Genomic DNA, 16,772 nt, shown 5'->3' with positions numbered 1-16,772 from the left:
TCACATCGTCGCGGTGACCTTCTTCAGCCCGCGCGGCGCGTCCGGGTCCTCGCCCCGGGTCAGCGCCAGCGCCAGCGCGAGCCGCTGCAACGGCAGGATGTCCAGCAGCGGGGCGTGCCGCTCGTCCACCTCGGGGACGGCCAGCCGGGTGGCCCCCGCGACCTCGGCTGAGCCGACCACCAGCACGTCGGCGCGGCGCTCGCCGAGCCGGGGCAGCACCTCGCCCATGGCCCGACCGCCCGGGCCGGAGCCGACCACGGCCAGCACCGGCACGTCCGGGTCGGTCATCGCGAGCGGGCCGTGCAGCAGGTCCGCGCCGGAGAAGGCGAGGGCCGGCAGGTACGACGTCTCCATCAGCTTCAGCGCGGCCTCCCGGGCGGTCGGGTACGCGTACCCCCGACCGGTGGTGACCAGCTGGCCGGCGAAGCGGTAGCGCGGGGCGAGCTGCGCCGGGGTGGGGTCGGCCAGGGTCCGCTCGGCCAGCTCGGGCAGGGCCGCCAACGCCGCGCGCTCGTCGGCCGGCAGCACCCCGTCGCCGGCCCGGATCCCCTCGACCAGCATCAGCAGCGCGAGCAGCTCGGCGGTGTACGTCTTGGTGGCGGCGACCGCCCGCTCGTGGCCGGCGGCGATGTCGACGTTCAGCTCGGCCACCCCGGCCAGCGGCGAGTCGGGGGCGTTGGTCACCGCGAGGGTGAGCGCGCCGGAGGCCCGGGCGGCCCGCAGCACCTCGGTCAGGTCGGGCGAGCCGCCGCTCTGGCTGACCCCGACCACCAGCGCGTCGGACAGGTCGGGGCGGGCGCCGTAGACGGTGACCGTGCTCGGCGAGGCGAGGCCGGCGGGCAGCCCGAGCCGGATCTCGCTCAGGTATGCCCCGTAGAGGGCGGCGTGGTCGGAGGTGCCGCGGGCGGTGAACACCACGTGGCGCGGCCGGCGGGCGGCCACGGCGGCGGCCACCCGGGCGATGGCACCGGCGGCTTCGGCATCGAGCAGGCGGGCGTAGCCGGCCGGCTGCTCGTCGATGTCGGCGGCCATTCCGGCCCCTGCACGCGCCACGGAGACACCCCTTTCTGCGCGGTTCCCGCGCGTTTCATGTTCATTCTTGCACGGTTTGTCGTTCACCAGCAATGCAGCGCGCAAGAACGCGCAGTGGATCACCAAATCGACGCAACATCCCCTAGGCTTGCCCAGCCCCGAATCGACGAGCGAAAGGTCGACGTGTCCGAGGAGCGTGAAGAAGCCGCGCTGACCCCGGAGGAGGAACTCGCCCTCGCCAGACTGGCGCTGGACGAGGGTGAGCTGGCGCATGCCGCCGGCCACCTCGCCGCCGCCCTGGTCCAGGCGCCGACCCTGCCCGAGGTGCACGAGACGCTGGCCCGGATCGCGGCCGCCTCGGGCGGGGACCTCGAGCTGTTCCCGCTCGGGCGGAACGCCTTCGTCGGCGCCGTGGTGGCCCGCGCCCACCTGCTCGCCGCCGCCGGGCGCCCGGCCGAGGGACTCGACCTGCTGGTCGCCGCCACCGGGTACGCGCCCGGGGTGGACTGGGCCGGGGTGCCCTGGGTGACCGCGCCCGAGCTGGCCGCCGCCCTCGATCCGGACCGGACCGCCCGGATCCTGATGCAGGTGTGCGCGGCGGCGCCCGACCCGGTGCCCCGGGCCGAGCGGAGGCCACTGCGGCCGTACCTGCTGCTGGCCCGGCACGCGACCGCCGCGCACCCGCGCCACGGCCTGCTGCTCGGCGCGGCCTCCGCGCTGGCCCGGCGGCTCGGCGAGGCCGGCCTGTCCGTCGCGCTGGCCAGCCGCGGGGTACGCGCCGAGCCGTCCAAGATCGGCGAGGTCTGGCTCGGGTACGCCTACCGCAGCGCCGGCCGGACCCGGGAGGCCCTCGCCGCGCTGGAACGGGCCGTCCGGCACGACCCGGACGACCTCGCCGTGTACGCCGACATCGCCGGCACGCTCGCCGACACCGGCCGGCTGGATCAGGCGCTGGCCTGGGTGGACCGCGCGCTGGCCCGCGACCCGGAGTTCGACTGCGCGGTGCACACCGCGCACCGGCTGCGCTTCCTGCGCGACGGCGACGTCCGGCACCTGGTGGCGCTGGCCGACTTCGTCCGGGACCACCCGGACGACAGCCACCAGCACGGCGACCTGGCCGAGGCGTGCCGGGCCCGGCCCTGGCTGGGACAGGTCACCCCGGCCGTCGGCGTGATGGCCGAGGTGCTGCGCCGCAGCCTCGCCGCCGAGGGCACGCCCGACGCGGCGGTCCGCCTGGCGGCGCCGGAACCGCCCAGCGCCATGCGGACCGTGGCCGTCGCGGTTCCCGGGCTGGACGTGCAGGTCGCCGGGGTGGCCGAACCCGACCCGCGCGAGCCCCGCCGGGCCACCACCTGCCAGCTGTGGCGGTACGAGGGGACGACCCCGGCGCCGACCCTGCCGGTCCCGTCGGTGGTCGCCGCCGACCGGGTCCGCCAGCTCGCGCACCCCGCCTGGCCGCACCCGCCGGCCGCGTACGACATGGCGGTCGGGCTGGCCACCCTGGAGCTGACCGACCTGCTCGGGCTGCTGGTGCACCCGCCCGCCACGCCGGCCTCCGCGCTCGGCCGGGTGCTCAGCGGGCAGGACCCGTCGCTCTGGGTGCGCTGCGTGCAGGTGTGGGCCTGCCTCGGCCTGCTGCACCACCGCACCGACGAGACGTGGGCCGGCTCGACCCGCCGCCGGGTGCTGCTGGAGCTGGTCTGGGGGGTGGAGGACTGGATCACCGAGGCGGCCCTGTTCGCGCTGGTCACCGCCGCCTGGGTGGACCCGGCGGTGCGCCCCGACGTGGCCGGCGTGGTCGCCGAGCGGCTCTCCGACGTGGCGGCGGTGGCCCGGGTCCGGCCGGTGCCGATCGCCGTCTCGGTGGCCCACCTGGCGCTGGCCACCCCGGCGCTGGACCCGGCCGCCACCACGCTGGCCGGCGAGCTGATCAACGCCGCGGCGGCGACACCGGGCGGCCGGCCGGGCCCGCTGACCCGGCTCTGGCGCCGGCTGACCGGCCCGTTCCGGCGCTGACCGCGCCTCGGCGAGGGGGCGTCCGTCGCGGTGGAGCGTGACCACGCCGGGGCCGGGCGAAAATGACGGCGCGGCGGCGGCGTACCCGGTGACGGGACGACGCGGCCGCGGGGGAACGGATCCGCTCAGACCACCGGGGCCTTGCCGAACGCGACCTCGGCCTGCTCCTCGGCGGTGGCGTCGGCACGCGGGGCGTCGTTGGACGACCGCAGCGGCACCTCCTTGATGAACCAGGCCAGCACCGGCACCAGCACCGTGAACAGCACCGCCCACAGGAAGACGTGCGAGATCGCGTCGGCGAGCCCGCCGAGGACCAGCTCACGCGCCTGCGCCGGCAGCTGCTTGAGCTGCCCCAGGTCCATTCCGCGGCCCTCACCGCCACCGCCGCTGAACGCGCCACCGGCGGGCGAGTCGGCGAGCCGGTTGGCGAAGATCGCGCCGAACATCGAGATGCCGAACGAGCCGCCGATCGACCGGAAGAAGGTGGCCCCACCGCTGGCCGCGCCGAGGTCCTTCTGCTCGACGCTGTTCTGTGCGATCAGCATCGAGGTCTGCATCAGGAAGCCCATGCCGGCGCCGAGCACCACCATGTAGAGCGAGGACTCCAGCTTGCCGGTGTCCACCTCCAGGCGGCTGAGCAGGAACATGCCGGTGGTCATCATCACGCCACCGACGATCGGGAAGATCCGGTACCGGCCGGTCTTCGTGATCGCCCGGCCGACCACCAGCGAGACCACCAGCATGCCGAACATCAGCGGCAGCAGCAGCAGGCCGCTGTTGGTGGCCGAGGCGCCCTGCACCGTCTGCTGGTAGAGCGGCAGGAAGTTCATCGCGCCGAACATCGCGAAGCCGAGCAGGAAGCCAATCGCCGAGATCAGCGCGAAGTTGCGGTTGGCGAACAGGCTCAGCGGCAGGATCGGCTCGGGGACCCGGCGCTCGACCAGGCCGAAGGCGACCAGCGCCAGCACCCCCACGGCGGCCAGCCCGAGGATCTGCGGCGAGATCCAGTCGTACTCGTTGCCGCCCCAGGTGGTGATGAGCACGATCGCGGTGATGCCGACCGAGAGCAGCCCGGCGCCCAGCCAGTCGATCTTGTGCTCGGTGCGGTACTTCGGCAGGTGCATGGTGGTCGCCAGGACCAGCAGCGCAAGGCCGCCGAGCGGCAGGTTGACGTAGAACGCCCAGCGCCAGGAGAGGTTGTCGGTGATGAACCCACCGACCAGCGGGCCGGCCACCATGGCGATGGCCATGATGCCGGCGATCATGCCCTGGTAGCGGCCACGCTCGCGGGGCGGCACCAGGTCACCGATGATCGCCATCACGCCGACCATCAGGCCGCCGGCGCCGAGGCCCTGCACCGCCCGGAACGCGATCAGCTCGACCATGCCGTCGGACGTGCCGCCCAGCAGGTCCGAGCCGGACATGCCGCAGAGCGCCGAGCCGACCAGGAAGACCACCACGGAGGTCAGGAAGACCGCCTTACGGCCGTAGAGGTCGCCGAGCTTGCCCCAGATGGGGGTGGAGACGGTGGTGCCCAGCACGTACGCGGTGACCACCCAGGTGAAGTGGTCGACCCCGCCGAACTCGCCGACGATCCGCGGCAGCGCGGTGCTGACGATCATGTTGTCGAGCATCGCGAGCATCATCGCGATCATGAGGCCGAAGAGCACCATGCGGATGTTCGGTCTGGGCCCGGCCTCGGCCTGCTGAACTGCCTGGGCTTCCTGAGTCATGGGTAAGCTCCCCCGGAGATGTGATGCACTTACTTGCCGACCGGCTAGTCAACCTTACTAGCCGGACGGTAAGTTGGACGGCAGGAACCGTCAAGAGAATTGGGTGATAAGGGTGAGGGAGAGCACAGGCGGCACGCGGGAACGCATCCAGGCCGTCGCGCTGGAGCTCTTCACCGAGCAGGGGTACGAGAAGACCTCGCTGCGGGAGATCGCCGAGCGGCTGAACGTCACCAAGGCCGCACTTTACTACCACTTCAAGAGCAAGGACGAGATCGTCAACAGCTTCGTCGAGGACCGGCTGCGCCGGATGGACGAGCTGATCGCCTGGGCGGGCACGCAGCCGGCCACCCTGGCCACCCGCCGGACGCTGATCAACCGGTACGCGGACGCGATGTTCGCCAGCGAACAGCCCTCGGTGATGCGCTTCTTCGAGCAGAACCAGACGGTGCTCAAGAGCCTCTCCGCCGGCGTGCAGATGCGGAAGCGGATGCTCGGGCTGGCCGACCAGCTCTGCCGCGGTGACGACTCGCCGGCCGCCCAGCTGCGCGCGGCGTTGACCCTGTTCGCCGTGCACAGCAGCTGGTTCGCGGTGCGCACCCCGCACATCACCGACGACGAGCGGAAGAAGCTCGCTCTGGAGGTCGCCGACGAGCTGCTCGCCCGCATCGGCGAGCAGGCTCCCGGGGACCCGGCCGCCCCCCGCTGATCGCCCGCGGCCGGCGGCCGGCGGCCGGTCAGGAGACGGTCAGCTCCCGGCGCAGGCCGAGCAGGTCCACCCCGGGCGCGGGTGACCAGTCCTTCGCCGGCAGCCGGACGAAGCCGAGCCGCCGGTACAGCCGGTGCGCGGCGTCGGCCATGCCGGCGCGTACGCAGATGACCACCGCTGCGCAGCCCAGCTCGGCGGCCCGGTCCAGGCAGGCCCGCGCGAGCGCCGCGCCGACCCCACGAGCCTGCGCCGCCGGGTCGACCGCGAGCATCCGGAACTCGGCCTCGCCCGGGCCGGCGAGCTCGGCGTAGCGGGTGCCGGGCAGCACGAAGGTCACCGAGCCGAGCACCGCGCCGGTGGCGTCTTCCACCGCGACCAGCACCTCGCCGTGCGCCGCCCGGGTGGCCACGTCGGCCAGCGTGGCGCCGTACCCGTGCTCGCCCTTGAGCTGCCCGTCCGCCTCGTACGCGGCGACCGTGAGCCGGGCGACCGCGGCGTGGTCGGCCGGCCCGGCCGAACGGATCGACAGGCCGGTCAACCGATCACCGCGATCAGGTCGCCGTCCTGCACCACGTCGCCCTCGTGGACCACGAGCTGCTGCACCACGCCGTCGGACTCGGCGATCACCGGGATCTCCATCTTCATCGACTCCAGGATCACCAGGGTGTCCCCCTCGGACACGGTGTCCCCGGTCGACGCGACGACCTTCCAGACGTTGGCCACCATCTCGGCCCGGATCTCCTCGGCCATCTCCGGCCCTCCCTCTCGCGGTTGCCTGCCGACGTATCCAATCATGCGGCGGCCCCGCGCGGGGCGGTGCGCGACGGTCGGGTGTCGGCCCCGGCGCACGGCGGTCCCGGCCGGCCGCACTAGCATCAGCGGGTCGGACCCCGGCGCCGGGCGGACCGGTGCGTGCCCCGGCGACCGAGGGTCGAGCGCGGCAGGGATCCGGCCAGTCACGAGGAGGTCAGCATGGCGAAGAAGGCCCGTAAGAAGAAGGCCCGCAAGAAGAGCGGCGCGAACCACGGCAAGCGCCCCAACTCCTGAACGGGTACGAGGACGGCCCGGGTCCAGTGGGACCCGGGCCGTTCGTCGTCCGTCGGCAGGTTCAGTCGGCGAGCTCGCGCTCCTCGAAGACCACCAGCTCGGTGAGGCGTACCCGGAGCCGCTCGCGCAGCTGGTCGGGCGCGGTCTCGTTGCCGCAGCAGCGCGCCACCAGCGCCTTCACCTCCTGCTCGATGCCGTACTCGCGCAGGCACGGCCCGCACTCCTCGAGGTGGTGCCGGATCAGGCCACGGCGCTCGTCGGCGCACTCCAGATCCAGGTAGAGGTACATCTCCGCGAGCACCTCGCGGCAGTCCGTCTCGTGCGGTTTCCCACAGCTCACGTCACACCTCCCGGCCGGCGGCGGCGGTCGAGCCCTTCGCGGACTGCGCGGCGCTGAAGCCACGCTCCGCGGCGTACCCCTCGAGCAGCTTGCGCAGGTTGCGACGGCCGCGGTGCAGGCGCGACATCACGGTGCCGATGGGCGTACCCATGATGTCGGCGACCTCCTTGTACGAGAAACCCTCGACGTCGGTCAGGTAGACCGCGAGGCGGAACTCCTCCGGCAACTGCTGGAGGGCCTCCTTGACGTCGCTGTCCGGCAGCCGGTCGAGCGCCTCGGTCTCGGCCGAGCGCAGCCCGCTGGAGGTGTGCGACTCCGCCTCGGCGAGCTGCCAGTCGGTGATCTCCTCGGTGGGCGCCTGGATCGGCTGCCGCTGCCGCTTGCGGTAGGAGTTGATGTACGTGTTGGTCAGGATCCGGTAGAGCCAGGCCTTCAGGTTCGTACCCTGCTCGAACTGGTGGAAGGCGGCGTACGCCTTCAGGTACGTCTCCTGGACCAGGTCCTCGGCATCCGCCGGGTTACGGGTCATCCGCAGCCCGGCAGCGTAGAGCTGATCGACGAAGGGCATCGCGTCCCGCTCGAAGCGGGCCCTGCGCTCGTCCGTCTTCTCGGTGGTCAACCGCAGATCCCCTCGCGTCGGATGCTTTCCCGCCGAGGATACGCGGAACGCGCGGCCCACAGATTCACTTTCACCGGGTGTGCTGGTGCTCACCACGCCCGGGCCGTCAATGGTCGCGGGCCAGTCCGGTCCGCCCAGCAGCTGTCTCACCTGCCGGACGCCCCGTTCGTCCCGCTCCCGGCTGCGTGTCTCGGTCGGCACCGGTCACCCCTCTCGCCAGATTCGTCGTCCGGGGGTTGTAACGCCCGGTCGAGGGGCGGACATTCCACCGGCCGCCCCCGTTCCTGGTCCCGGCCGCGATCGGCTACCGGGGCTGGGACCAGGAAGGGCCTGGGAGGGACGGTCCCGACCACCCGAACCGGGCGGCCGACACCATTCGATGCAACGAGGCGCGTCCGGGGCCGGAAACGGTCCGTCGGCCGCGTCGCAGCGCCCGCCGGGCCGTTTCCGGCGGGTCAGCCGGCCGCCCAACCCCGGGCCCGCAGCCAATCGAGCACCGCCGCCGCCACCCCCGCCGGGTCGCGGCGCAGGTCGTGCCGCTCGCTGGGCCGGACCAGCACGGTCACCGAGCCGCCGCCGGCGGGCACGCCGAAGGGATCCCGGTCCCCGTTGACCACCAGCGTCGGCAGCCCGGTGCGCAGCTCGTCCGCCCGGGAGCGCTCCGGCCGACCCGGCGGGTGCAGCGGGAACGCCAGCGCCACCACCCCGGCCGCGCCGACCGCACGTGCCGTCCGGCAGGCGACCCGGGCGCCGCTGGACCGGCCGCCGACGATCAGCGGCAGGCCCGGGTGCCGGGCGCGCAGCACGCCCAGCACCGCCGTCCACGCCTCGTCGAGGTGCCCGGCCGGGGCCGGCGCCCGACGCCCGGCCACCCGGTACGGCTGGGTCACCCGGGCCACCGCGACAACGGCGGCGAGCGCGGCGTCGCGGACCGCCAGCAGATCGGGCGCGTCGACGTCACCGCCGGCGCCGTGCCCGAGCACCAGCAGGGCGGCCGCCGGGCCGGCCGGCAGGTCGGTCACCAGCCGGGCCGGCCCGCGCGGGGTCTCCAGGTCGTCGGTATGCGCCACCGCGCCATTCTGCGCGCCGACGCCACCACCCAGGCGACGTGCCGCGCGGACGGGCGATCAGCTCGGGCGCGCCGGAGCGGTCAGCTCAGCGGCACCAGGGTGAGCAGGCGGTCCCGCACCGGCGGGCCGGCGTCGCTGGCCGCGTCCGGGTCGGGCTCCACCTCGCTGCGCCAGGCCACCAGCATGGCCCGCCGCTCGCGTGGCGTGGTGCCGCCCCACACGCCGTGGCAGTCGCCCACCTCCAGCGCCCAGGCCAGGCAGGAGCCCTGCACGTCGCAGCCGCGGCACAGGGCCACCGCCGCGTCGGCCGGCTCGTTCGGCGCCGGAAAGAAGGTCTCCGGATCGACGCTCTGACAGGTTCCTCTGGTCCGCCAGGCGTCGTCGTGCCGACGCTCGCGCAACGCCCGCAACAGTCGCGGATCCCGTCGTGCGGCGGCCACCTCGTGCGGACGGGGCAAACGTGCCCGGGTCATCACACCCACCTCCCCCGTGGGACCGGCAAGATCGACGGGCGTCGCTCGCCCCGCGCGAAGACGCTCCCAGTGCCGGCGCTGTGTTCTATCGCACCGGCGCTGTCGGAGACAAGGGGGTGCCAGAAAGATGACCGAAGGTCCGGGAGACGTTTCCCCCGGAACTCTGGCAATTGGTACGCGACAATGTCGCCCGAGTCGTCCTCAGAAAAGCGTCAGCTCCTCCTCGTCGCGCCGCGCCGGCAGCGGCACCCGGCGCACCAACTCCGGCCCGTCGTTGCGGACGTCGCCGACGCCCCGACCGACCGGGCGGATCTCCAGCCCCGCCAACCAGCCCGGTGACGGCGGCGCCAGCAGCGCCCCCGGTTCCTCGGCCGGGGCGAGCCAGTCGGCCCAGCGCTCCCGGGGCAGCAGCAGCGGCATCCGGTCGTGCACCTGCGCCAACTCACCCGTCGCCGCGGTGGTCAGCACGCTGAAGGTGAGCAGCGACTCCCAGGACGACCAGATGCCGGCGAACGCCAGCACCGAGCCGTCCCGCGGGGTCATGAAGTAGGGCTGCCGGCCGCCGTCGGGCAGCCGCACCCACTCGTACCAGCCGTCGGCCGGCACCAGGCAGCGGCGCCGGGCGAACGAGCCGGCGTACGCCCGGCTGGTGGCGACCGTCTCGGCGCGCGCGTTGATCATCCGGGCGGCACCCGCGGCGGAGCGGGACCAGTGCGGCAGCAACCCCCACCGGCCCGTCGAGAGCACCCGGCCGCGCTCGGGATCGACCCGGACCAGCGGCACCGGGTCGGTGGGCGCGACGTTGTGGTCCGGGCCCAGCCGGCCGTCGGTCTCGTCGTACGACTCGAACAGGGCGCTCAGGTCGCCCGCGCTCCGGGTCGTCGCGTACCTCCCGCACATGGCGTCCACGCTAACGCCCCGCGGGCCCCCCGGCTGTCCCGCCAACCGGGAGTCCGGCGGGCGGACGGTCCGCCGACCGGAGAACTTGGCAGAATGTCATCGTGGGGAATCCGAGCGCGACCCGGCCGCCACTGCCGTGGACCGCACCGACCGCCAGCGATCCGGTGGCGGCGACGCTGCGCCTGCCGGGCTCCAAGTCGATGACCGCCCGCGCGCTCGTGCTCAGCGCCCTGGCCGGCGGCCCGTCGACCCTGCACGGGCCGCTGCGCGCCCGGGACACCGAGCTGATGGCCGGCGGCCTGCGCGCGCTGGGGGCACACGTCTCCGTCTCCGACGACGAGCGCTGGCTGCTCCGACCGCACCCGCTGGTCGGCCCCGCGCACGTCGACGTCGGGCTGGCCGGCACGGTGATGCGCTTCGTGCCGCCGGTCGCCGGCCTGGCCTCCGGCCGGGTCACCTTCGACGGCGACCCGCAGGCCCGGGTCCGCCCGCTGGGCCCGCTCATCGGCGCGCTGCGCGCGCTCGGCGTCCGGATCGACGCCCCGGCCACCGGCAGCCTGCCGCTGGTGGTGCTCGGCGAGGGCCGGATCACCGGCGGCGAGGTGGTGATCGACGCCTCCGCCTCCAGCCAGCTGGTCTCCGGGCTGCTGCTCGCCGGGGCACGCTTCGACCGCGGCTTGGTGGTCCGGCACCAGGGGCCGCCGGTGCCCTCGGCGCCCCACCTGCGGATGACCGTGCAGATGCTCCGGGCCGCCGGCGCCGCGGTCGACGACAGCGAGCCCGACGTGTGGACGGTGGAGCCCGGCCGGCTCGCCGGCCGCGGTTGGGAGATCGAGCCGGATCTCTCCGGCGCCGTCCCGTTCTTCGCCGCCGCGCTGGTCACCGGGGGCGAGGTAACGCTGCAGGGCTGGCCGCGCAGCAGCGCCCAGCCGGTCGAGCAGCTGCGCTCGCTGCTGCACCGGATGGGCGGCGAGGTCACCCTCGGCACCGCCGGGCTGACCGTCCGCGGCACCGGCACGGTGCACGGGCTGACCGCCGACCTCTCCGACGTCAGCGAGCTGACCCCGGCGCTGACCGCGCTGGCCATGCTGGCCGACTCGCCGTCGGTGTTCACCGGCATCGCGCACATCCGCGGCCACGAGACCGACCGGATCGCCGCGCTGGCCCGGGAGTTCACCGCGCTCGGCGCCGACCTCACCGAGACCGCCGACGGGCTGGAGATCCGGCCCCGCCCGCTGCGCGGCGGCACCTTCCGCACGTACGCCGACCACCGGATGGCGCACGCCGCCGCGGTGGCCGGGCTGGCCGTCCCCGGCATCGAGGTGGACGACGTGTCGTGCACCGCGAAGACCATGCCGGAGTTTCCGGCACTATGGTCGGCGATGGTGACCGGCAAGAGCTGACGGACGAGGGGGCGGTCCTGGCGACCAAGCGGCGGGAGTACGACGAGGACGACGTACGGGTCCGGCCCGGCAGGTCCTCGCGGCCACGCACCCGGACCAGGCCGCGGCACGCCGACGCGGTGGACGGCTTCGTGATCGCCGTCGACCGGGGGCGCTACACCTGCGTCCGACCCGACTCCGGCCCCGACGACCCGACGATCACCGCGATGCGCGCCCGCGAGCTGGGGCGCAAGTCGGTGGTGGTCGGCGACCGGGTCGGGCTGGTCGGCGACACCTCCGGTGCGGAGGGCGCGCTGGCCCGGATCGTCCGGATCGCCGAGCGCCGCTCGGTGCTGCGGCGCACCGCCGACGACGACGAGACCACCGCCGAGGGGCGGCTGGAACGGGTGGTGGTCGCCAACGCCGACCAGCTGGTGATCGTCAGCGCGCTGGCCGACCCGCCGCCGCGCACCGGGTTCATCGACCGCTGCCTGGTGGCCGCGTACGACGCCGGCGTCGAGCCGCTGCTCTGCCTGACCAAGGCCGACCTGGCCGGCCCGGAGGCGGTGGTCGGCTACTACGCGGAGCTGGAGCTGCCGTACGTGCTGATCCGGCCGGGCGCCGACCTGGAGGCGCTGCGGGCGCTGCTCGCCGGGCGGATCTCCGTCCTGGTCGGGCACTCCGGGGTGGGCAAGTCGACGCTGGTCAACCGGCTGGTCCCGGAGGCCGCCCGGGCGGTCGGCGTGGTCAGCGCGATCGGCCGCGGCCGGCACACCTCCACCAGCGCGGTGGCGCTGCGGCTGCCGGCCACGCCGGGGGCGGACGGCGACCCGGGCTGGATCATCGACACCCCGGGGATCCGCAGCTTCGGGCTGGCCCACGTCTCCGCCGACAGCCTGCTGCACGGCTTCCCCGACCTGGTCGAGGGGACGGTGGACTGCCCGCCGAACTGCCCGCACACCGCCGACGAGGCGGACTGCGCGCTGGACGCCTGGGTGACCGCGGGCCGGGCCGACCAGCGCCGGCTGGCGTCGTACCGGCGGCTGCTGGCCTCCCGGGCCGGCGAGGGCGACCCGCACGGGGAGCCGGAGCGCAACCCCGGCGACCCGCTCGCCGGCTCGTGACAACCGGCCGGTGCCCGACCACCCGGCCTCGCCGCGGGGCCGGCGCGGTGCCGGGCGGCCGGGGCGGCCCTTCGACGCGGGCCGCCGGTGGGTGGCCCGGCCGGCGTCGCTACCGTTTGCTGCCATGACCGGGTACGCCGACGACATCGCCCTCGCCCACCGGCTCGCCGACGCCGCCGACGCCATCTCGACGGCCCGCTTCCGGGCGCTGGACCTGCGGGTGGAGGCCAAGCCGGACCTGACCCCGGTCTCCGACGCGGACACCGCGGTGGAGCGTGGGATCCGTGCCCTGCTGGCCACCCACCGGCCGGACGACGGGCTGCTCGGCGAGGAGTACGGCGCGCAGCCGGCCGCCGGGCCCGGTGGCCGCCGCTGGATCGTCGACCCGATCGACGGCACGAAGAACTTCGTCCGTGGCGTCCCGGTCTGGGCCACCCTGATCGCCCTGCTCGAGGGCGACCGCCCGGTGGTCGGCCTGGTGTCCGCCCCGGCGCTCGGCCGGCGCTGGTGGGGAGCGGTCGACGGGGACGCGTACGCCGGGCCGGACGCCGCCTCCGGCGAGCCGATCCGGGTGTCCGCGGTGCGCGACCTGGCGGACGCCAGCCTCTGCTACTCCTCGCTCACCGGCTGGGAGGCGGCCGGCCGGCTGGACGCGATGCTCCAGCTGATGCGGGACACCTGGCGCAGCCGGGCGTACGGCGACTTCTACGGCTACATGCTGCTGGCGGAGGGCGCACTCGACGTGATGGTGGAGCCGGAGCTGTCCCTGTGGGACGTGGCCGCGCTGGTGCCGATCGTCACCGCGGCGGGCGGCTCGTTCACCGATCTGGCCGGTCGTCCCGCCCCTGGCGGGGACGGCTCGACGGAGGTCAGCGCGGTCGCCACCAACGGTCCGCTGCACCCCGACATCCTGGCCCGGCTGGGTCGGCCGACCGCGCGCTGAACCCCCGACACCCTCTATCCTCGCCACGTGGTGTCCTCCGGCTGGTGCTTCCTCGCGGCGATGATCGTCGCGTACGGCGTGGCCAACATGCTGCAGTCGGTCGCCGCCGCGCGGACCACCGTGCACCACACCTTCGATCCGGGCCTGCTGCTGCGGCTGGCCGGCCACCGGACGTACCTGATCGGGCTGCTCTGCCAGGTCACCGGCTTCGTGCTGGCCTTCCTGGCCCGCCGGGACCTGCCGTTGTTCCTGGTCCAGGCCAGCGTGGCCGCCGGGCTCGGGGTGACCGCGCTGCTCGGGGTGGTGGTGCTCAAGTGGCGGCTGCCGGCCGCCGAGGTGGCGCTGCTGGCGCTGCTGTTCGGCGGGATCACCGCGCTGGTGCTCTCGGCCGAGCCGGCCCCGTCCAAGGCCCTGGGCCTGGCCGGCGTGATCACCCTGGCCGCCGCGCTGGTCGGCATCGCGGTGCTCGGCTGCTTCGCGGTGCGCCTGCACGGCTCACCCGGCTCGGTGGCGCTCGGCTCGCTCGCCGGGCTGGCCTTCTCGGCGGCCGCGGTGGCGGCCCGGCCGCTCGCCTCGGTCGGGTCGATCGAGGCGCTGGTCCGGGACCCGCTGCTCTACCTGCTGATCGCCCACTCGATCGTCGGGCAGCTGCTGCTCGGCCTGGCCATGCAGCGCGGCTCCACGACCGCGGCGGTCGCCGCGATGGACGCCGCCGGGGCGGTGCCCGCGGCGATCGTCGGGCTGCTGCTGCTCAACGACAAGATCTGGCCCGGCCGGGAGTGGCTCGCCGCGGTTGGCTTCCTGGTCACCCTGACCGCGGTGATCGGGCTGACCCGGTACGCCGAGCCGCAGCACCACCACACCCGGGCCCGAGCCCGGGAACGCGCGGCCCTGGCCGCCACCGCGGCCGCCCAGCGGAGCTGACCCGCCGCCCGACCGGCGGCCCGCCCGCGCTCAGGCCGCCTCGACCGGCTTGCGCCGGAGCACCACCCGCTCGTAGAGGCGCTCCAGGGCGCCCGCCGTCCGCTCCCAGGTGTAGCTGCACCGGACCCGGTCCACCGCGGCGTGCCCGTACGCGAACCGGCCCGCGTTGTCGGCCAGCAGCCGGCGCAGCGTCACACCCAGCGTCCGAACGTCGCCCGGCGGCACCAGCTTGCCGGTCACCTCGTCCACCACCGCGTCGGCGATCCCGCCCATCGCGTAGCCGACCACCGGCACGCCGCAGGCCATCGCCTCCAGCGACACCCGGCCGGCCGCCGCGTAGTGCGGGGTGCAGGCGACCACGTCCGCGGAGCGGTACCAGGTGGCCATCTGGTCGTGCGGCACCGCCCCGACCAGCCGCACCTGACCGGCCACCCCGGTCCGCTCGGCCAGCTCGCGCAGCCGGCGGGCCTCCGCGTGGGTGCCGAGCTGCTCCGGGGGCGGCCCGCCGGCGATCACCAGCTCGGCGTCCCCGACCAGGCGCATCGCCCGGATCAGGTCCTCCTGGCCGTGCGCGGGCGAGAGCCCGCCGACGGAGAGGATCCGGGCCCGCCGATCGCGCGGGGCGGCCTCGCCGTCGGGGTGGAACTGCGCGGTGTCCACGCCGGTCGGCACCATCGCCACCGAGGTGCGTTGCAGACCCATCCGGGTCAGCTCGTCGACCTCGTCGTTGCACTGGGCCACCGCGATGTCCACCGCCCGGGTCAACGCCCGCTCCAGCGGGATCCGCTCGCCCGGGCCGTCGTACTCGCGGCCGAGGTGGCGCAGCTGCTCGACGCCGAGCGAGTGGAAGGTCTGCACCACCGGGATGTCCGTCTCGCGAACCGCGTGCGCGGCGGCCAGGCCACCGATCCAGTAGTGCCCGTGGACCACGTCCGGCGTCCACTCCCCCGCCCAGCGCTCGGCCAGCCAGCGGCCGTACTCGGCGACGTAGGCGACCAGCTCGGCGGTGGGCGTCGGTCGCGCCGGCCCGACCGGCACGCGCAGGACCTGGTAGCCGTCCACCGCGACGCTCTCCGGCAGGGCCGGGTCGTCGCGGCGCTCGTACACGCGGACGTCGTGGCCGCGGCCGGCCAGCTCCGCGGCGACCCGGGCGATGTGCTCGTGGGTGCCGACTGCTGAACTTTCCGCGTACCGGGACGGGCCGGCGTGCGCGCAGACGAGGCCGACGCGCATGGTGCACCTCCATGCGATCTGCGAGGGAAGGTCCTCCGCTCAGAGCGTCCCATTAACCGCGCTCCGACGAGCCGAAACCTGACACCTTGGCGGCACCCGGCCGCGGACCGGCCGATGCCGTCGCCTCGGCGGTGTGCCGGACGACACCCCCTCGCTGGGGTGCCGCCCGCCGATTGGGCCGGGCCCGCCGGCATGACCGCACCCGCCCGGGGGTACCGCTGGAGAATGCCGATGACCCGCAGCCTGACCGATGCCACCGTGGTGGTCACCGGCGCCTCCAGCGGGATCGGCACCGCGACCGCGTACGCCCTGGCCCGCCACGGCACCGCGGTGGTGCTCGCCGCCCGCAGCGAGGCCGCCCTGGAGGAGGTCGCCCGGCGCTGCCGGGAGTTGGGCGGGCGGGCCCTGGCGGTGCCCACCGACGTCACCGACCCGGCGTCCCTGGAGGCGCTGGCCGCCCGGGCGGCGGCCGAGTTCGGGCACCTGGACGGCTGGGTGAACAACGCCGCGGTGAGCGCGGTGGGGCTCTTCGACGAGATCCCGGTGGCGGAGTTCCGCCGGGTGGTCGAGGTCAACCTGCTCGGCACGGCGTACGCGACCCGGGCGGCGCTGCCCTGGCTGAGCGCGTCCGGCGGCGGGGTGCTGGTCAACAACGCGTCGGTGCTGGCCGAGGTGGCGATGCCCTACCAGTCGGCGTACAACGCGACCAAGCACGGCATCCGCGGGCTGACCGACACGGTCCGCCAGGAGCTGCGGGTGACCGGTCGGGGCAACGTCTCCATCTGCACCGTGCTGCCGGCCACCATCGACACCCCGTTCTTCCGGCACACCGGCAACCACACGGGGCGGGAACTCGTCCCGCCCCCGCCGGTCTACCCGCCGGAGGTGGTGGCCGAGACGATCGTCCGGCTGCTGCGCCGGCCCCGGCGGGAGGCGTACGCGGGCGGCGCGGCGCGGCTGATCGGCCTGCAGTGGCGGCTCGCCCCGGCGGTGGCCGAGCGGGTGCTCGGCTGGTACGCGCACCGCACCCAGTTCGGCCCGGGCGGCGCGGCGGACAGCGTGGGGAACGTGTTCGCCGGGGACGCCGCGGCACCGGGAGCGGGCGACTGGCACGGCCGGCGGCGGCAACTGGTCCGGGTGACCGCCGCCTTCGGGTTGGCCGCCGCCGGCACCGCGGTGGGCACGATGGCCGCGATGACCCGGCGGTCCCGGACGGACCGGCGATGAGTG

The 16,772-nt window shown here is 74.9% G+C and carries 17 protein-coding genes and 1 pseudogene; 8 read left to right on the top strand and 10 right to left on the bottom strand.

What is annotated here, in order from left to right:
* Positions 1–1,032 (bottom strand): SIS domain-containing protein, encoded by a 1,032-nt coding sequence (locus ACFY3U_RS22980; RefSeq protein WP_387205336.1) that lies wholly within the window; start codon positions 1,030–1,032, stop codon positions 1–3.
* A gap of 183 nt (positions 1,033–1,215) precedes the next feature.
* On the opposite strand from ACFY3U_RS22980, the gene ACFY3U_RS22975 reads away from it, so the two are divergent.
* Positions 1,216–3,048, top strand: coding sequence for a tetratricopeptide repeat protein (locus ACFY3U_RS22975; protein ID WP_387205191.1), 1,833 nt, complete (start codon positions 1,216–1,218; stop codon positions 3,046–3,048).
* Positions 3,049–3,173: 125 nt separating this feature from the next.
* Here the strand turns inward: ACFY3U_RS22975 and ACFY3U_RS22970 are convergent, their stop codons facing one another.
* Positions 3,174–4,781 carry an MDR family MFS transporter gene (locus ACFY3U_RS22970; protein ID WP_387205189.1) on the bottom strand — a complete coding sequence of 536 codons (1,608 nt, stop codon included), beginning with the start codon at positions 4,779–4,781 and terminating at the stop codon, positions 3,174–3,176.
* Between the two features lie 106 nt (positions 4,782–4,887).
* On the opposite strand from ACFY3U_RS22970, the gene ACFY3U_RS22965 reads away from it, so the two are divergent.
* Complete coding sequence (locus tag ACFY3U_RS22965; protein ID WP_387205334.1) at positions 4,888–5,487, top strand: TetR/AcrR family transcriptional regulator; 600 nt, start codon at positions 4,888–4,890, stop codon at positions 5,485–5,487.
* 28 nt (positions 5,488–5,515) lie between these two features.
* Here the strand turns inward: ACFY3U_RS22965 and ACFY3U_RS22960 are convergent, their stop codons facing one another.
* Together ACFY3U_RS22960 and ACFY3U_RS22955 are read right to left on the bottom strand one after the other, a co-directional pair.
* Positions 5,516–6,025: a GNAT family N-acetyltransferase gene (locus ACFY3U_RS22960; RefSeq protein WP_387205187.1), complete on the bottom strand. Its 510-nt coding sequence runs from the start codon at positions 6,023–6,025 to the stop codon at positions 5,516–5,518.
* Positions 6,022–6,237 (bottom strand): biotin/lipoyl-binding carrier protein, encoded by a 216-nt coding sequence (locus ACFY3U_RS22955; RefSeq protein ID WP_387205185.1) that lies wholly within the window; start codon positions 6,235–6,237, stop codon positions 6,022–6,024. Before ACFY3U_RS22955 ends, ACFY3U_RS22960 begins: the two co-directional genes overlap by 4 nt.
* Before the next feature lie 222 nt (positions 6,238–6,459).
* Here ACFY3U_RS22955 and ACFY3U_RS22950 point away from each other — a divergent pair, with 222 nt between their 5' ends.
* A complete protein-coding gene (locus tag ACFY3U_RS22950) occupies positions 6,460–6,534 on the top strand; it encodes a 50S ribosomal protein bL37 (RefSeq protein ID WP_369700219.1) in 75 nt (24 codons plus the stop codon).
* 61 nt (positions 6,535–6,595) lie between these two features.
* On the opposite strand, the gene rsrA is transcribed toward ACFY3U_RS22950, so the two are convergent.
* The 5 genes from rsrA to ACFY3U_RS22925 all read right to left on the bottom strand — a co-directional run bounded on the left by rsrA (position 6,596) and on the right by ACFY3U_RS22925 (position 9,936).
* Positions 6,596–6,874 (bottom strand): mycothiol system anti-sigma-R factor, encoded by a 279-nt coding sequence (gene rsrA, locus ACFY3U_RS22945; RefSeq protein ID WP_387205184.1) that lies wholly within the window; start codon positions 6,872–6,874, stop codon positions 6,596–6,598.
* Between the two features lies 1 nt (position 6,875).
* Positions 6,876–7,694 (bottom strand): sigma-70 family RNA polymerase sigma factor, encoded by an 819-nt coding sequence (locus ACFY3U_RS22940; RefSeq protein WP_387205182.1) that lies wholly within the window; start codon positions 7,692–7,694, stop codon positions 6,876–6,878.
* 254 nt (positions 7,695–7,948) lie between these two features.
* The gene (locus ACFY3U_RS22935) at positions 7,949–8,563 is read right to left on the bottom strand and encodes an alpha/beta family hydrolase (RefSeq protein WP_387205180.1); all 615 of its coding nucleotides are present in this window, start codon (positions 8,561–8,563) and stop codon (positions 7,949–7,951) included.
* Positions 8,564–8,643: 80 nt separating this feature from the next.
* The gene (locus tag ACFY3U_RS22930) at positions 8,644–9,036 is read right to left on the bottom strand and encodes a WhiB family transcriptional regulator (protein ID WP_387205178.1); all 393 of its coding nucleotides are present in this window, start codon (positions 9,034–9,036) and stop codon (positions 8,644–8,646) included.
* Between the two features lie 201 nt (positions 9,037–9,237).
* Positions 9,238–9,936 carry an SOS response-associated peptidase gene (locus tag ACFY3U_RS22925; protein ID WP_387205175.1) on the bottom strand — a complete coding sequence of 233 codons (699 nt, stop codon included), beginning with the start codon at positions 9,934–9,936 and terminating at the stop codon, positions 9,238–9,240.
* 101 nt (positions 9,937–10,037) lie between these two features.
* On the opposite strand from ACFY3U_RS22925, the gene aroA reads away from it, so the two are divergent.
* The 4 genes and pseudogenes from aroA to ACFY3U_RS22905 all read left to right on the top strand — a co-directional run bounded on the left by aroA (position 10,038) and on the right by ACFY3U_RS22905 (position 14,385).
* On the top strand, positions 10,038–11,339 hold the full coding sequence (gene aroA / locus ACFY3U_RS22920) for a 3-phosphoshikimate 1-carboxyvinyltransferase (RefSeq protein WP_387205172.1): 1,302 nt from the start codon (positions 10,038–10,040) through the stop codon (positions 11,337–11,339).
* Positions 11,309–12,442, top strand: coding sequence for a ribosome small subunit-dependent GTPase A (rsgA, locus tag ACFY3U_RS22915; RefSeq protein WP_387205169.1), 1,134 nt, complete (start codon positions 11,309–11,311; stop codon positions 12,440–12,442). Before aroA ends, rsgA begins: the two co-directional genes overlap by 31 nt.
* Positions 12,443–12,566: 124 nt before the next feature.
* The gene (gene hisN, locus ACFY3U_RS22910; protein WP_387205166.1) at positions 12,567–13,385 is read left to right on the top strand and encodes a histidinol-phosphatase; all 819 of its coding nucleotides are present in this window, start codon (positions 12,567–12,569) and stop codon (positions 13,383–13,385) included.
* A 60-nt stretch (positions 13,386–13,445) separates the two neighbouring features.
* Positions 13,446–14,385: pseudogene (locus ACFY3U_RS22905) on the top strand (hypothetical protein).
* Here the strand turns inward: ACFY3U_RS22905 and ACFY3U_RS22900 are convergent.
* A complete protein-coding gene (locus ACFY3U_RS22900) occupies positions 14,340–15,542 on the bottom strand; it encodes a glycosyltransferase (RefSeq protein WP_387205163.1) in 1,203 nt (400 codons plus the stop codon). The pseudogene ACFY3U_RS22905 and the gene ACFY3U_RS22900 overlap by 46 nt on opposite strands.
* Positions 15,543–15,773: 231 nt before the next feature.
* Here ACFY3U_RS22900 and ACFY3U_RS22895 point away from each other — a divergent pair, with 231 nt between their 5' ends.
* Positions 15,774–16,769, top strand: a complete 996-nt coding sequence (locus ACFY3U_RS22895; RefSeq protein WP_387205160.1) for an SDR family oxidoreductase — start codon at positions 15,774–15,776, stop codon at positions 16,767–16,769.
* Positions 16,770–16,772 lie beyond the last annotated feature (3 nt).

The organism is Micromonospora sp. NPDC000089, from assembly GCF_042899365.1.
Lineage (GTDB): Bacteria > Actinomycetota > Actinomycetes > Mycobacteriales > Micromonosporaceae > Micromonospora.
The sequence above is the reverse complement of the archived record's forward strand: the minus strand, read 5'-3'. Positions and strand labels throughout refer to the sequence as shown.

Bases quoted from the DNA above. Each gene is read 5' to 3' on its own strand.
- ACFY3U_RS22955 (WP_387205185.1), bottom strand. From the start codon at position 6,237: ATGGCCGAGGAGATCCGGGCCGAGATGGTGGCCAACGTCTGGAAGGTC.
- ACFY3U_RS22930 (WP_387205178.1), bottom strand. From the start codon at position 9,036: ATGACCCGGGCACGTTTGCCCCGTCCGCACGAGGTGGCCGCCGCACGA.
- hisN (WP_387205166.1), top strand. From the start codon at position 12,567: ATGACCGGGTACGCCGACGACATCGCCCTCGCCCACCGGCTCGCCGAC.
- ACFY3U_RS22970 (WP_387205189.1), bottom strand. From the start codon at position 4,781: ATGACTCAGGAAGCCCAGGCAGTTCAGCAGGCCGAGGCCGGGCCCAGA.
- ACFY3U_RS22980 (WP_387205336.1), bottom strand. From the start codon at position 1,032: ATGGCCGCCGACATCGACGAGCAGCCGGCCGGCTACGCCCGCCTGCTC.
- ACFY3U_RS22900 (WP_387205163.1), bottom strand. From the start codon at position 15,542: ATGCGCGTCGGCCTCGTCTGCGCGCACGCCGGCCCGTCCCGGTACGCG.
- rsgA (WP_387205169.1), top strand. From the start codon at position 11,309: ATGGTCGGCGATGGTGACCGGCAAGAGCTGACGGACGAGGGGGCGGTC.
- ACFY3U_RS22895 (WP_387205160.1), top strand. From the start codon at position 15,774: ATGACCCGCAGCCTGACCGATGCCACCGTGGTGGTCACCGGCGCCTCC.
- ACFY3U_RS22925 (WP_387205175.1), bottom strand. From the start codon at position 9,936: ATGTGCGGGAGGTACGCGACGACCCGGAGCGCGGGCGACCTGAGCGCC.